The organism is Streptomyces sp. HUAS YS2, from assembly GCF_033343995.1.
Lineage (GTDB): Bacteria > Actinomycetota > Actinomycetes > Streptomycetales > Streptomycetaceae > Streptomyces > Streptomyces solicathayae.
On the sequence record NZ_CP137573.1, the window covers coordinates 7,268,776 to 7,281,623 of the forward strand.

Annotated in this window: 12 protein-coding genes; 6 read left to right on the plus strand and 6 right to left on the minus strand. The window is 72.3% G+C overall.

Annotated features, from left to right (window positions below; genetic code table 11):
- Nucleotide 1: 1 nt before the first annotated feature.
- Nucleotides 2–1,120, plus strand: a complete 1,119-nt coding sequence (locus tag R2D22_RS33245; protein WP_318108831.1) for an oxidoreductase family protein — start codon at nucleotides 2–4, stop codon at nucleotides 1,118–1,120.
- Here the strand turns inward: R2D22_RS33245 and R2D22_RS33250 are convergent.
- The 3 genes from R2D22_RS33250 to purF all read right to left on the minus strand — a co-directional run bounded on the left by R2D22_RS33250 (nucleotide 1,093) and on the right by purF (nucleotide 4,418).
- The gene (locus R2D22_RS33250; protein ID WP_318108833.1) at nucleotides 1,093–1,881 is read right to left on the minus strand and encodes a nucleoside-diphosphate kinase; all 789 of its coding nucleotides are present in this window, start codon (nucleotides 1,879–1,881) and stop codon (nucleotides 1,093–1,095) included. The genes R2D22_RS33245 and R2D22_RS33250 overlap by 28 nt on opposite strands.
- Nucleotides 1,878–2,756 carry a nucleoside-diphosphate kinase gene (locus R2D22_RS33255; protein WP_318108835.1) on the minus strand — a complete coding sequence of 293 codons (879 nt, stop codon included), beginning with the start codon at nucleotides 2,754–2,756 and terminating at the stop codon, nucleotides 1,878–1,880. Before R2D22_RS33255 ends, R2D22_RS33250 begins: the two co-directional genes overlap by 4 nt.
- Nucleotides 2,757–2,825: 69 nt before the next feature.
- The gene (purF, locus tag R2D22_RS33260) at nucleotides 2,826–4,418 is read right to left on the minus strand and encodes an amidophosphoribosyltransferase (RefSeq protein WP_318108836.1); all 1,593 of its coding nucleotides are present in this window, start codon (nucleotides 4,416–4,418) and stop codon (nucleotides 2,826–2,828) included.
- Nucleotides 4,419–4,510: 92 nt separating this feature from the next.
- Here purF and R2D22_RS33265 point away from each other — a divergent pair, with 92 nt between their 5' ends.
- Nucleotides 4,511–5,818 carry an NAD(P)/FAD-dependent oxidoreductase gene (locus tag R2D22_RS33265; protein ID WP_318108838.1) on the plus strand — a complete coding sequence of 436 codons (1,308 nt, stop codon included), beginning with the start codon at nucleotides 4,511–4,513 and terminating at the stop codon, nucleotides 5,816–5,818.
- Here R2D22_RS33265 and R2D22_RS33270 read toward each other — a convergent pair.
- Nucleotides 5,793–6,521: a thioesterase II family protein gene (locus tag R2D22_RS33270; RefSeq protein ID WP_318108839.1), complete on the minus strand. Its 729-nt coding sequence runs from the start codon at nucleotides 6,519–6,521 to the stop codon at nucleotides 5,793–5,795. The two genes, R2D22_RS33265 and R2D22_RS33270, sit on opposite strands and share 26 nt — an antisense overlap.
- 94 nt (nucleotides 6,522–6,615) lie before the next feature.
- Between R2D22_RS33270 and R2D22_RS33275 the strand changes: the two genes are divergently transcribed.
- A complete protein-coding gene (locus R2D22_RS33275; RefSeq protein WP_318108840.1) occupies nucleotides 6,616–7,518 on the plus strand; it encodes an IclR family transcriptional regulator in 903 nt (300 codons plus the stop codon).
- On the opposite strand, the gene R2D22_RS33280 is transcribed toward R2D22_RS33275, so the two are convergent.
- Both R2D22_RS33280 and R2D22_RS33285 read right to left on the minus strand, forming a co-directional pair.
- Entirely contained in the window at nucleotides 7,506–8,438 is a 933-nt protein-coding gene (locus R2D22_RS33280; protein WP_318108842.1) for an IclR family transcriptional regulator, read from the minus strand. The two genes, R2D22_RS33275 and R2D22_RS33280, sit on opposite strands and share 13 nt — an antisense overlap.
- An 85-nt stretch (nucleotides 8,439–8,523) precedes the next feature.
- Nucleotides 8,524–9,084 (minus strand): LmbU family transcriptional regulator, encoded by a 561-nt coding sequence (locus R2D22_RS33285; RefSeq protein ID WP_318108843.1) that lies wholly within the window; start codon nucleotides 9,082–9,084, stop codon nucleotides 8,524–8,526.
- Nucleotides 9,085–9,590: 506 nt separating this feature from the next.
- Between R2D22_RS33285 and sbnA the strand changes: the two genes are divergently transcribed.
- The 3 genes from sbnA to R2D22_RS33300 are packed head-to-tail and all read left to right on the plus strand — an operon-like array spanning nucleotide 9,591 to nucleotide 12,846.
- Nucleotides 9,591–10,583: a 2,3-diaminopropionate biosynthesis protein SbnA gene (gene sbnA / locus R2D22_RS33290; RefSeq protein WP_318108845.1), complete on the plus strand. Its 993-nt coding sequence runs from the start codon at nucleotides 9,591–9,593 to the stop codon at nucleotides 10,581–10,583.
- Nucleotides 10,583–11,608, plus strand: coding sequence for a 2,3-diaminopropionate biosynthesis protein SbnB (sbnB, locus tag R2D22_RS33295; RefSeq protein WP_318108846.1), 1,026 nt, complete (start codon nucleotides 10,583–10,585; stop codon nucleotides 11,606–11,608). Before sbnA ends, sbnB begins: the two co-directional genes overlap by 1 nt.
- A complete protein-coding gene (locus R2D22_RS33300; protein WP_318108847.1) occupies nucleotides 11,605–12,846 on the plus strand; it encodes a phenylacetate--CoA ligase family protein in 1,242 nt (413 codons plus the stop codon). The genes sbnB and R2D22_RS33300 overlap by 4 nt, the downstream gene beginning before the upstream one ends.
- The last annotated feature ends 2 nt before the right edge of the window (nucleotides 12,847–12,848 follow it).

Genomic DNA, 12,848 nt, shown 5'->3' on the forward strand with positions numbered 1-12,848 from the left:
CGTGCGACCGGAGGACGGGAGCCTTGTCCCCGCCGCGGCGGAGGTGGACCACGCGTGGATCCGCCGCCACCTTGGGTGGCGGCTCACCGGGCACGAGACGATCGACGTCCGGTCGATCTCCCACTCGGACGGCATGATGGGCAGCGTCCACCAAGTCCGTTGCGGGGAAAGGTCGTTCGTCCTGAAGGGGCCGCCCGACGACCGCAGTGAGTGGGGGAACCTGCTCACCGACATCGGCCGGCGCGAGGTGGAGCTCTACCGGTATCTGGCGGCGCGCGGACCGGCCGCCCCGAAGGTGTCGCCGGACTGCCACTGGTCGGCGCTGGGCCCGGACGGCCTCGGCGCGCTCGCCCTGGAGGACGTCGGCCCGCCGGCCGGCTTCGCCCGCACCATGGCCACCGGGCTCGGCCGGAGCGCCGCGGCCGCCGCCGTACGGTGCCTGGCGCTGTTCCACGCCGCGTCGGCGCGGCGCGGTGCCGATCCGCTCGCACCCCCGTACCCGTGGCTCTACTCGGCCCGGTCGGACGCGCTCGTCGCGGCGGTGCGAATGGGCCTCGACGAACTGCCCCGGCTTGCGGCCGACTTCGCGCCGGACGGGCCGTCCGCCGGGACACTGCGGGCGCTCCGGGAGCTGGACGTGGCGCGGACGCTCGGCGGCTCGCACACCACCGGCGCGATCGTGTCCCTGTGCCACGGCGACTGCTGGGCCGCGAACGTGCTGTTCACCCCTGCGGGCGCGGCGCCGGAGCGGCAGCGGGCCCTGCTGATCGACTGGCAGTTCGCGATGTGGGGGAACCCGCTGACCGACGTGGCGCTGTTCCTGCTCTCGTCGCTCGCCCCGGAGGCGCGGCGGGCGTGGCAGGACGACCTGCTCGGGATCTACCGCACGACGCTCACCGAGCACTGCGAGTTGGTGTACCCGGCCCAGGAGTGCCGCGCGGACTACGACCGGGCGCTGCCGTTCGCCGGCCTGGTGGCGCTGGCGACGCTCGAGGACTACCTGAACGGCATGAGCCCGGCGGAGCGGCAGGGCTTCGCCGGGCGGGTGCGGGACTTCGCCGACGCGGGTCTGCGCCGGTCGTCGGGGGAGGTCTACGGCACGGTGCCGCGCGCCGTCTGAGAGGCCGCCGCGGCCGCGCCGCCGCGTGGTTCGCGCAGCAGCACCGGCAGGCCCTGGCCGTCCAGGTCGAGCAGCGCCGTGGCCGCCTCGGCGGCGGTGCCGGTGAACACCTCCAGGTCGCGACGGACCTTGACGGCGATCGCCATCGCGGCGGCGCGCTCGAAGGGGAGGCCCGGAAGCCCGCCCTGCAGGCCCTTGATGACGTCGTCCAGGTACTGGCAGCCGTCGTCGTGCAGAATCACCCCGAAGCCCTCGTCGCCGGTGACGCCGCCCGCCACGGGCGGGACGTCGGGCGACGCCAGGACCTCGGCGGCCATCCGGTGCACGGCCGGGTCGGTGTCCGCGTACGGGGCGGAGACGGGGGCGGGACCCTGCGCGAACATCTTGATCTGGGAGTCGGCCTCCCAGGCGTCCTCGGCCGCGTGCATGAGGTTCGCCAGGTCGCTGTCGCCGTAACGCTGGCGGACCAGGGCCTTGACGGTCAGCGCGACACCGAGTGCGCCGGGACCCGTCATCCGCCAGCCGACGACCGGGCTGCGGGTCAGGTAGTCGCAGTTCACCGCGAACTGCACCGGATTGCGGTGGCGTCCGTCCTCGTGGTCGAGCGCCGCCACGTCGGACACCGTGAGCCGACGCTCCACGCGGCCCTCCGGGCGGAGGCCGAAGCGGGCGAACATCTCCAGGACCTCGGCCTCGATGCCGCGCTCGACGGCGTCGGGCTTGAGCATGACGAACGTCGTCTGCGTCTCGTGCTCGGTCATCGGCCGCTTCCCTCCACGCGCACGGCGCGCAGCGCGGCCGTCTCCTCCTCGGACACCCGGACCAGCGAGGCCCGCAGCTCGTGCCGGTTGGTCAGCTCCTGCCAGGTCCGTCCGGCGTCGGCCGCCCTGCGCACCGCCACCGGAGCGGGCAGCAGGGCCTTGATCCGCAGCGCTGCCCGCGCCGCCCAGTCGGCCCGCAGCTCCGGCAGCTCCTCGCGCACGATCGCCGCGAAGTCGTCCACCGAGTGCTTCGTGTCGTCCCAGATCACGATGCCGAAGTACTGGTCGAACGGGGCCGCGTCCAGCTCCGCCGGGACCACCCCGGCCTCGCCCGCCGCCCGCCGGGCGGGCAGCACGCGCAGCTCCTCGGCGACCAACGCGCTCAGGGTCTCCCGGTCGAGCAGGCAGCGGGACGCGACCTCGTCCTCGGTCAGCTCCCGGTGCTCCTCCTCCGGGCCGGCCGGTTCGTCGCGGAGCACCGCGATCTGGCGCGTGTACTCCTCGTCGTCGGCCGGTGTGTGCATGAGGCTGAACAGCTCGGAGGCGTCGATGTTCTGCCGGAAGGTGGTCTTCAGCGAGACCCCCGCCCGGATCGCGTCGGGCCCCTCGATCATCAGCGTCCGCACCGGACCGGAGGTGAGGTACTGGGCGTTGAACTCGTGCTTCACCGGAGCGGCCCGGCGGGAGGACAGGGTGCCCAGCCGGAACACGTCCTGCCGGGTCAGCGTCCGGGTGCCGTGGTCCTCGACGCGGTACCCGAAGGCGCGCCAGTAGTCGGAGACGGCGCCGGTCAGCCCCGCCGCCTCGGCATCGGGTTTCACGACGACGAAGGACTGGGCTCCGCTCGCCGGGGGGCGGACGGTGGGGTCGGCCATGCTGGAGGCGCCTTTCCTGGTGATCGGTTCCGCGAGGTGGTGCGTCCGCCCCGTCGGGCGGGTCCGCCGTCAGGACGGCACGGACGGCACGGGCGTCGGGTAGTCGCCGGTCAGGCACGCGGTGCACAGGCCGGAAGGATTCTGCGGGTCGATCGCCCGGAGCATCGCGTCGCTCTCCAGATAGGCGAGCGAGTCCGCGCCGAGGTACTCCCGGATCTGGTCCACCTCCAGCTCCGCCGCGATCAGCTGCGAGCGGTCGGTGGTGGCCATCCCGTAGAAGCACGGCCAGCGGTACGGCGGGGAGAGGACCCGCAGGTGGATCTCGGCGACGTCCGCCTGACGCAGCATGCGCATCGTCTCGCGCAGTGTGGTGGCGCGGACGATGGAGTCCTCGATGACGACGACGCGCTTGCCGGCGACGTTGTCCCGGATCGGGTTGAGCTTGATCCGCACCGCGTTGCGGCGCAGTTCTTGCGTGGGCGCGATGAAGGTGCGGCCGATGTAGCGGTTCTTGATGAACCCGTCCACGTACGGGATGCCGGACTCGTGGGCGTAGCCCTGCGCGCCCGGAATGCTCGACTCCGGAATCGGCACGACGACGTCGGCGTCGGCCGGCGCCTGCCGGGCCAGCTCCTCGCCCATCCGCTGCCGCGCCCGGTGCACGTTCTGGCCGCGCAGGTATCCGTCCGGGCGGGCGAAGTACACGTACTCGAAGGAACACAGCCGCGGTTCGGGCGTCTCGGGCCAGGACGGCCGCAGGGAGCGCACGCCGTCGGCGTCGATGACGACCATCTCGCCCGGCTCGACCTCGCGCACCACCTCGGCACCGACCACGTCGAGCGCGGGCGTCTCGGAGGCCAGCACCCAGCCGCCGTCCAGCCTGCCGAGGAAGAGCGGGCGGAAACCGCGCGGGTCGCGGACCCCGACGAGGCAGTCGTCGGCGAGCAGGACCAGGGAGAACGCGCCGCTCAGGCGCGGCAGGACACGGGCGAAGGCGGACACCAGGGCGTGCTCGTCGGCGGTCCGGTCGCCCTCCAGCTCGCGGGCCAGCAGAGCCGCGGCCACATCGCTGTCGCTGCCGAACTCATCGGCACCGAGGCCGAGTTCACGCGCCAGGTCCTCGGTGTTGACGAGGTTGCCGTTGTGCGCGAGCGCGAAGTGCAGCTCCGCGGCGTTGCCGTACACGGGCTGGGCGTTGGCCCAGCTGCTGGAGCCGGTCGTGGCGTAGCGGGTGTGTCCGATGCCGGCGCGTCCCTGCAGCGCCTGCAGCCGGTGGTCGTCGAAGATCGTCGGGACCAGGCCCATGCCCTTGTCGACCCAGATCTTCGAGCCGTCGCTGACGGCTATGCCCGCGGACTCCTGCCCTCTGTGCTGAAGCGCGAAGAGTCCGAGATAGATCGTGTGGGACACCGGACTTCCCGGGGCCCACAGCCCAAAGACTCCACATGCTTCCTTCGGCTTGTCGTCGTCGCGCACCATGGCGCCGAGTGTAGGGGCGACGCCGATCCGCGCGGGAGTGCCGACGAGGTGGCCGGGCATGCCCCGGCAGGCCGCTGACCAGGACTTCGCCCGCCGTTCGTCCCGCCGGCGGGACAACCGCGGCACCGGTCGTACGCTCGGGCCGAGGCGGTTCGCGGCTCGGCTGCTAGCGTGCCCCTTCATCTTTCGGGAGATGTGCAACTCCCTTGTCCAGCAACGTCGGTGACGCGGAGTCAGTTGCTCCGGCCGGCCGGCTCCCAATAGCTCGGAGGGTCATGTCGGAGATCGTCGAGGTCGCGGTCGTCGGTGCCGGAATGTTCGGCTCCGCTGCCGCGAGGCATCTGAGCAGGTCCGGCGCCCGCGTCCTCGTGATCGGCCCGGCGGAGCCCGAGGACGGCGCGAGCGCGAGCCGCCACGCCTTCGGCGCCCACTTCGACGAGGCGCGGATCACCCGGCGCCTCGGCTGGGACGAGGTCTGGGGAACCCTCGACTCCCGCTCCCAGGAGCGGTTCCGGGAGATCGAGACCGAGTCCGGCGTCGACTTCTTCCACGAATGCGGCTCCCTCGTCCTGATGGCCCGGTCGATCGGCCACCGGACGGACGGGATCCTGCGGCAGTGCGCCGCCGAGGGCATCGCGGTGGAGCGCCGCACCGAGGACGAACTGTGCGCCGAGTTCCCGGACCTGGGCCGCCTGCCCATGGTGGGCGGCGTGGAGGGGCTCCTGGAGCGGGAGCAGGCCGGCTATCTCAACCCGCGCCGCCTGGTCAGCGCCCAGCTGGAGCTGGCCCGGCGCTCCGGAGCGGGGCTGCTGCGAGCCGCGGTCACCTCGATCCGCAAGGACGCCGCCGCCGGGCTGTGGCGGCTGCGCGCCGAGGGTGACGACGGGACCAGGGAGATCGTCGCCGAGCGCGTCCTGATCGCCACCGGTGCCTTCTCGAACCACAACGGCGTCCTGCCCGGCGGGACGCAGCTGGCCCTGCGCGCGTTCACCGAGCCCAACCTGCTCTTCGAGGTGGCCCCCGACCGGCTCGACAGCCTGCGCCGGCTGCCGACCGTGGTGACCGTCGACCCCGAGGACACCGGCGACGACAACATGTCGCTCTACCTGCTGCCGCCCATCCGCTACCCGGACGGCCGCTGGTACATGCGGATCGGGCCGGGCATGCAGCCCATCGTCCAGGAGCTCTGCTCGGTCGACGCCATGGTCGCCTGGTACCGCGACCAGCAGATCACCCCCGCCCAGGAGGCGTTCCTGACGACCATGGCGGACCTGCTCGTCCCCGGTCTGAAGGCCGAGTCGGTGCGCTCCGCCGCCTGCATCATCGAGAAGACCCCGTCCAAGTACCCGTACATCGGACACCCCGACGAGGACGAGACCCTCACCGTCGCCATCGGCGGCAACGGCCACGGCGCCCGGGGATCGGACGAGATCGGCCGGCTGGCCGCCGGCGAGGTGCTCGGCCTGCCCTGGGACTGCCCCGTCCCGCGCGACGTGTTCACCCCCCTCGCCGCGTCGCACCACCCGCAGGAGGCCGACGGGAGCCGGCCGGACTTCCTCAAGCCCCCGTTCGGCCTGTGCTGAACGTCCCCTGAGCCGCCCCACCGAGGGCCTGCCGGAGGTCGGCCGGCACTCCGCTCGCCGCGTCGAACGGGAAGAAGTGACCGCCCGGATACGCCCGGCGCGCGAACGCCCCGGCGAAGTGGGGACGCCAGCCCGCCGTGACCCCCGGCGGCGCCAGCGGGTCCGCGAGCCCGCTCAGCACCGACACGGGCACGTCGAGCGGAGCCGGCGGACGGAACGCCCACGTCTCGGCGAGCAGCAGGTCCGCCCGGACCACCGGCAGCAGCGTGCGAACGAACTCCGGATCGGCGAGCACCTCGGGCGGCGCGCCGCCCAGCTCCGCGAGCGCGGCGACCAGTCCGGCGTCGTCGAGCGTGTGCAGCGCGGCCGTGGCCGGGTGACCCGGCGGGCGCGCCGCGGACAGGAACAACCGGGCGGGCAGCGGCAGTCCGCGGCGTACCAGCTCGTGCGTGAACCGGAAGGCGAGCAGACCGCCCATGCTGTGGCCGAACACCGCGAACGGCCCCTCCCGCAGCAGCGGCCGGAGTTCCTCGACGAGCCGGTCGACCAGGGTGGCGGCGGAGATGTGCAGGGGCTCCCGCAGCCGCCGGCCATGGCCCGGGTACTCGACCGGCACGACCCGGACCCCCGGCCCGAACAGGCGGGTCCAGCGTGCGTAGACGGCGGCCGAGCCGCCCGCGTGGGGCAGGCAGAGGAGTTTCACCCGCAGGGCTCCGATCCGGGGACAGCGCGCCGATCCTTGGGTTGTAAGCTCCGCCCATCCGCACACCAGCGGCACGGCGAAGGGGTGGGTACGCGTGACCGGCGTGCCCTCGCCGATGTTGGGGGAGTACATGCAGATCATGGCGCGCGCGCATCTCGTCATCAAAGCCCTCGCGGCTTCTCCGGAGGGGCTGACGCCGCGCCAGCTGGGCGAGCGGGTGCAGTTGCCGCCGACCACTTTGCACCGGCTGCTGGGTGAACTCCAGCACCAGGGGTTCGTCACCCGGCAGATGGGCGGGGCGCGCTGTTATCTGGGGCCCGCCGCACTGGACGTGGGGCTCGGCGCCCTGCGTCCGGCGGTCCTGGCGTCCACCGGGGCCGTCCGTGCCGTGACCGAGCTGGCGGAACGGTTCGGCGAACGGACCGTACTCGTCGAGATGCGAGCCCGCAGGGCCGTCGTGGTCTTCGGCAGCGGCCCGGAGCACTGGTCCGGACCGTACGCGGGACCGCAGGGCGTCGTGCCCTTCCGTACCGCCGCCGCGGCCCGGGCGCTGCTGCTCGACCTGGAGGACGTCGAGGTGGGGCGGCTGCTCGCGGACCAGGACCCGGGACCGGACCGCACGGTGGCCTTCGACAGCGTCCAGGACCTGGTCCAGCAGCTGGCGGTGGTGCGCCGCCGGGGCTTCGAGATCGCCCACGAGGAGTGGGGCCCGGAGTCCTGGGAGATCGCGGCGCCGGTGCGCAACGGCGCCGGGCGGGTGATCGCCGGCCTGGCCGTGCTGACCCAGCGGTCCCGGCTCCCGCGCCGCAGGGCGAACCGCATCAAGGCCGAGGCGATCCTCACGGCCCACGCCGTCGCCGTCGAGCTCGGCTACGGCGGCCCGCCGCCGCGGTCCGGCACGGTCACGGCCCGCGAGGCGGAGCAGCCGCCGAAGGCGTCCCGGACGCCGCGGCCCGGTCCGTCCGTGACGGGCCGCCAGGGCGCCTACCCGTCGTAGCCCAGTCCGGCGGAGATCTCCCGGGCACTGCCACGGACCAGCTCCAGCAGCTCCGTCCGCCGCTCGGGCGTGGCCGCGTGCTCGGCCCGCGCCGCGATCGTCAGGCCCGCGCAGACCCGGCCGGTCGACGTGCGCAGCGGGACGCCCACGGCCCAGATCCCCGGCTGGAGTTCGCCGGGGGACTCGTCGTACCCGAGCGTCCGGGTCCGCTCCAGCCGTTCCACGACCTCGTCCACCGTCCGCGGGGTGGTCGCGGTGAACCGGGTCAGCGGCCGGTGCTGCAGCCAGCCCCGCACCTCGGCGGTCGGCCGGAACGCCAGCAGGATCCGGGCCGACGCCGAGGCGTGCAGCGGCATCGGCTGGCCGGCCTGCGCGAACAGGTTCAGGTCCTCGTGCCGTTCCGGCACCGCGACCGCCGTGCAGATCACCCGGTCGTCGAACAGCTCCGAGAGCAGCACCCGTTCACCGCTCGCCCGGGCCAGTTCGGTGGCCTCCGGCGGAGGTGGGGACAGCGGGCGGCGGGTGGCCTCGTTCGCGAGCGGCTGGGCCGCCGGGCCGAGGAAATAACGGTGATTCCGCTGCGACCGGCTCACCAGGCCCTCCGCCTGGAGTGCCTGGAGGATCCGGTGCATGCTGCTGACCGGAATCTCCGCCTCGTGCGCCAACTCGCTGAGCGTGGCGCCGCATTCCTTCTGTGCCAGCTCGTGCAGCACGCGCAGGGCGCGGCTCACCACCTTCATACGTGCGCAGATCTCCAGGTCGGTGGGGACGACAAGGGACGTGTACGGCGGGGCGCGGCCGGGCGGGCCGCGGGGCTGTCCCGGCTGGTCGGAGCCGGGCGGTCCAGGGGGTGTCTTCCGGATCATGCCGGGCTCGCGACGCCTGGCGCGCACGCTCGCCGCGTTGTCGTCAGTCGCCAACGCTCCGCGTTGGCTCCCTCCTCCGCCTTGCGATCGCACGCACCGGACGCCGCTCCCTGATCCGGCATGATCCGGAAGACACCCCCTAGGCGACAGTCTGCCGTTCGTCCGGCCGTTCCGCCAGGAGTTGCACCGCGCAGCGGTCCAGGGTGCCGACGATCCAGTCGTTGAGGCTGCACCCCGCCTCCTCCGCCGCCTCCCGCCAGCGGGCCACCAGCGACACCTCGACGCTCACCCGGGGGAGCAGCACCGTCTCCGCGACGTCGTTCCCCGCCCCCAGTGCCGCCTGCCGCTCGGCCCGTACCGCGGTCCGCAGCTGATTGCGGGACCACGCCCGGCTCTGCGCATGGTCGAGCCAGCGGTCCTGCGTCTCGGGGGGCAGCGCGGCGACCTCGGCGTGGTGCTGGAAGCTCAGCTCCTCGCGCCGCCGGTCCAGGTCGAAACGCCGCGCCACCCACGCGTAGTTGCGCAGGGTCTGGTAGTCGAGACCGGCCGCCTCGACCGCCCGCTGATAGCGGTCCGCGTACATGCTCTGGCCGTAGATCAGCCAGTCGCCCAGGCACCAGGCCGTCGAATCGGCGATGCCGGCGAGTCTGCGCCCGGCCTGTTCCCAGCGGCTGAAAGGAAGGACCTGCGGAAGGCGCATTCCGACGCGGGTGACCAGAACTCCGCCGGCCGGACCGGGCGTGACCGGTTTCCGCGCCTTCGTCATCGCGCGCGATGACCCGGTAAGGGACGGCCTGACCGGTCCAGTCATTGTCTCACTACCTCTCCACGTCCACAGCGCGTTCATCCGGAGTTTCGCTGCTGCGGCTGGAGCATGGCGCACGGGCTGAGGCCGGGCAATGACCGGCCGGGCACTGTTCCGTGACGCGGATTCATTCCGGGATCCGCATACCGTCGCACGGAAACTTCCGGCCGCGATGACCGAGTGCCGCACTCGGCGACCTATCGTGATCTCGGCCGTCGAGGAGTGGGTTCACCTGCTGCCGCCTGCAGCGATCTGAACCGGAGGCCCGACGTCCGCGCCTGCTCAGTCCCCTGTTCACGACGGGACGGCCGTGCGCGGCTTCCGCTGTGCCTGTCACCGACGCGGAAGGGAGAAGGCGACAGCGCCTCGCTTGTTTCGATGATGCTACCCGGGGGCGGGCCGTGATTCTGGACCATGTGTACGACATTGTCACCGATGACATCTTTCTACGGCTGGACGGGATGGTCCCCGGCGGCGAGGTGTTCCTCAAACTGGAAGGCCTCAACCCGGCCGGATCCATCAAGCTGAAGACCGCCGTCGGGATGGTGGAGGACGCCGAACGATCCGGGCTCCTCACCGCCGGCGGACGCATCATCGAGTCGTCCTCCGGAAGCCTGGGCGTGGCACTGGCCCTGGTGTCCGTGGGCAAGGGACTCTCCTTCACCTGCGTCACCGACCCCAACGCCTCACGGCACAGCGTGCGCCTCATGCGGGCGCTCGGGGTCGATGTCGTCGAGGTGGACCGGCGGGACGCCAACGGCGGATACCTCGGTACCCGCATCGACTACATCCGGCAGCGGCTGCAGCGCGATCCCGGTCTCGTCTGGCTGAACCAGTACGCGAATCCGGCGAATGTGCGCACGCACGCGGTGCGCACCGCCTCCGCCATTCTCCGGGAGATCGGGCGGGTGGACTACCTCTTCGTCGGGGCCGGAACGACCGGGACCATGATGGGTTGCGCCACGCATTTCCGCCGCCATTCCCCGCAGACCAGGATCATCGCGGTCGACTCGCAGGGATCGGTCACTTTCGGGCATTCCCCCGGACCCCGTTACATTCCGGGGCTCGGCACCAGCAGGGTTCCGGAGATATGCCGGCCCGACGCGGTGGACGAGATCGTGATGGTCGCCGAGGAAGAAGCGGTCAGAACCTGCCGGGAACTCGCCAGAAGGCGCGGACTGATGGTCGGTGGATCGACGGGATCCGTGATGTCCGCACTCTCCCGGATGGCTCCGGACATTCCTGAGGGGTCCCGGATCGTGGCGATTTCGCCGGACCTCGGCGACCGCTACGTACAGACGATTTACAACGACAGTTGGGTGGCCTCGACGTTCGGGTCCGATGCGGACCTCACCGAGGCATTCATGGCAATTTCCGGGGAGACGGGTCACTGATGTTCCCATTCCATGTCATCAGCGGTGCGGCAGCCCGCCGCATCGTCTCCGCGTCCCGCGCGGACATCATCGAGCAGGTACGCCGCACCTATCTGCGGCACCACGACGGCGAGACCATCAACCCCAACAGCTACTTCCTGCGCTTCCCGCAGCGGCCGAACGCGCGCATCATCGCGCTGCCCGCCTACCTCGGTGGCGAGCAGGAGGTCGCGGGGATCAAGTGGATCAGCAGCTTCCCCGACAACGTCGCCCGCAACGTGCCGCGCGCGTCGGCCGCGCTGCTGCTCAACGACATGGCGACCGGCTACCCCTTCGCCTGCCTGGAGGCCTCGCAGATCAGCGCCGCCCGCACGGCCGCCTCGGCGGCCGTCGCCGCCACGGCCCTGCAGGGCGGCGCGAGCGCCGGCCGGGTCGCCGTGATCGGTGCCGGGGTGATCTCCCGGAACATCGTCGACTTCCTGTTCGCGGCCGGCTGGGAGGTCGGCGAGTACCGGGTCTTCGACCGGATCGCCGAGTACGGCGAGCGGCTGACCGGGTACATCGGCACGCTGGGCGCCGAGGCCACGCTCGCGCCGTCCCTGGAGGCCTGCGTCGAGGGTGCCGAGCTCGTCGTCTTCGCGACCACCGCCGCCGAGCCGTACGTGACCGCCCCGGACGCCTTCGCCGCCGGGCAGAACGTCCTGAACATCTCCCTGCGCGACCTCGGCCCCGAGCTCGTCGCGGAGTCCCACAACCTCGTCGACGACATCGACCACTGCCTCACCGCCAACACCTCCCCGCACCTGGCCGAACAGAAGTACGGCCACCGCGACTTCATCGACGGCACCCTCGCCGAGCTCCTCCGGGGCGACGTGACGCTCACCGCGGACAAGCCGCGGATCTTCTCCCCGTTCGGACTCGGGGTGCTCGACCTCGCCGTCGGCATGCACGTGTACCAGGAGGCGCTCCGCAGCGAGGAGGCCGTCGAGATCCCCGGCTTCTTCGGCGAGACCGAGCGCTGGGAGCAGGAGAACCAGAAGATATGACGAACGCAACCGCCGGCGCCCCGACCGGCGACCGGGCGCGGCGCGTCGCCGGCCTGGTCCGCATGCACGCCGCCAACTTCCCCTGGTACGCCAAGCTCCTCGCGGACCGCGGCCTCTCGGACGACAGCCCACTGCACGAACTCCCCGTCATCAACGCCGAGTTGCTCACCGAGCACTACTACACGGAACCGCACGAGCAGTTCCCGGACGCCGACGGCTACCTGACCTCGGGCACCGCCACCGGCCGCCGCAAGCGGATCCTGTACGGCCCCGGCGACGACGACGCGTACGCCGCCCAACGGGCCACGCTCTTCGCCGACTTCCTCGCCCCGTGCGTACCCGGAGCCGTGGCGGTCGCCGACCTCGGCACCGGGCACGCGGCGGCGCTGGCCCGCCGGATCTTCCTCTCCCTCGGGTTCGACGCACGCGACATCGACTTCACCGCGCCCGTCGAGGAGCACGTCAAGGCGCTCAACGAGGCCCAGCCCGATGTGCTGTTCACCATGCCGATGATCCTCGACAGCCTGCTCCGGGCCGACCAGGAACTCGACATCCGGCCCCGCAAGGTCATGGTCGTCGGCGACGTGGCCCCCGCGCCCTGGCGCCGCCGCGTCGCGGAGCGCCTCGGCATCGGCTTCGAGGACGTCCTGGACGTCTTCGGCAGCATCGAGATCGGCGCCATCGGATACTTCTGCGCCGAGACCGGGCTCTACCACTTCCACGACCACATCCACCCCGAGGTCCTGACCCCCGAGGGGGCCGAACAGCCCGCGGACCCGGACGCCGGACGCTCCGGACTGCTGCTGCTCACCTCCTTCACCCGGCGCTACTTCCCGGCCCTGCGCTTCGCCACCAACGACGAGATCAGCGGTCTGCGCACGATCACCTGGCGGGGCCGCGAGGTGTTCGCCTTCGACCGGATCGACGGGCGCGCCCAGGGCGAGACCAAGCACGGCGAGCGGATCAGCAGCCACGACCTGTGCGCCGCCGTGACCGAGGAGTTCCCCGGCGTCCCGTTCGAGGTCGTCGACGACGGCCTGCTGGAGATCCGGCTGGCCCTGCCCGAGCTGCCCGCCGAGCGCGCCGACGCCCTGCGCGACCGCCTGATGACGGCCGCCCCGGACGTCGCCCAGATGGTCGCGTCCGGCCTCGTCCCGCCGGTCGGCGTCCGCGCCGTACGGCCCGAGGAGCTGACGCCCACCCGCGCCAAGCGGCTCTATCACGTCCAGGGGGCCTGACC

Bases quoted from the DNA above. Each gene is read 5' to 3' on its own strand.
- R2D22_RS33250 (WP_318108833.1), bottom strand. From the start codon at position 1,881: ATGACCGAGCACGAGACGCAGACGACGTTCGTCATGCTCAAGCCCGAC.
- R2D22_RS33255 (WP_318108835.1), bottom strand. From the start codon at position 2,756: ATGGCCGACCCCACCGTCCGCCCCCCGGCGAGCGGAGCCCAGTCCTTC.
- purF (WP_318108836.1), bottom strand. From the start codon at position 4,418: ATGAAGGGGCACGCTAGCAGCCGAGCCGCGAACCGCCTCGGCCCGAGC.
- R2D22_RS33265 (WP_318108838.1), top strand. From the start codon at position 4,511: ATGTCGGAGATCGTCGAGGTCGCGGTCGTCGGTGCCGGAATGTTCGGC.
- R2D22_RS33285 (WP_318108843.1), bottom strand. From the start codon at position 9,084: ATGCGCCTTCCGCAGGTCCTTCCTTTCAGCCGCTGGGAACAGGCCGGG.
- sbnB (WP_318108846.1), top strand. From the start codon at position 10,583: ATGTTCCCATTCCATGTCATCAGCGGTGCGGCAGCCCGCCGCATCGTC.
- R2D22_RS33300 (WP_318108847.1), top strand. From the start codon at position 11,605: ATGACGAACGCAACCGCCGGCGCCCCGACCGGCGACCGGGCGCGGCGC.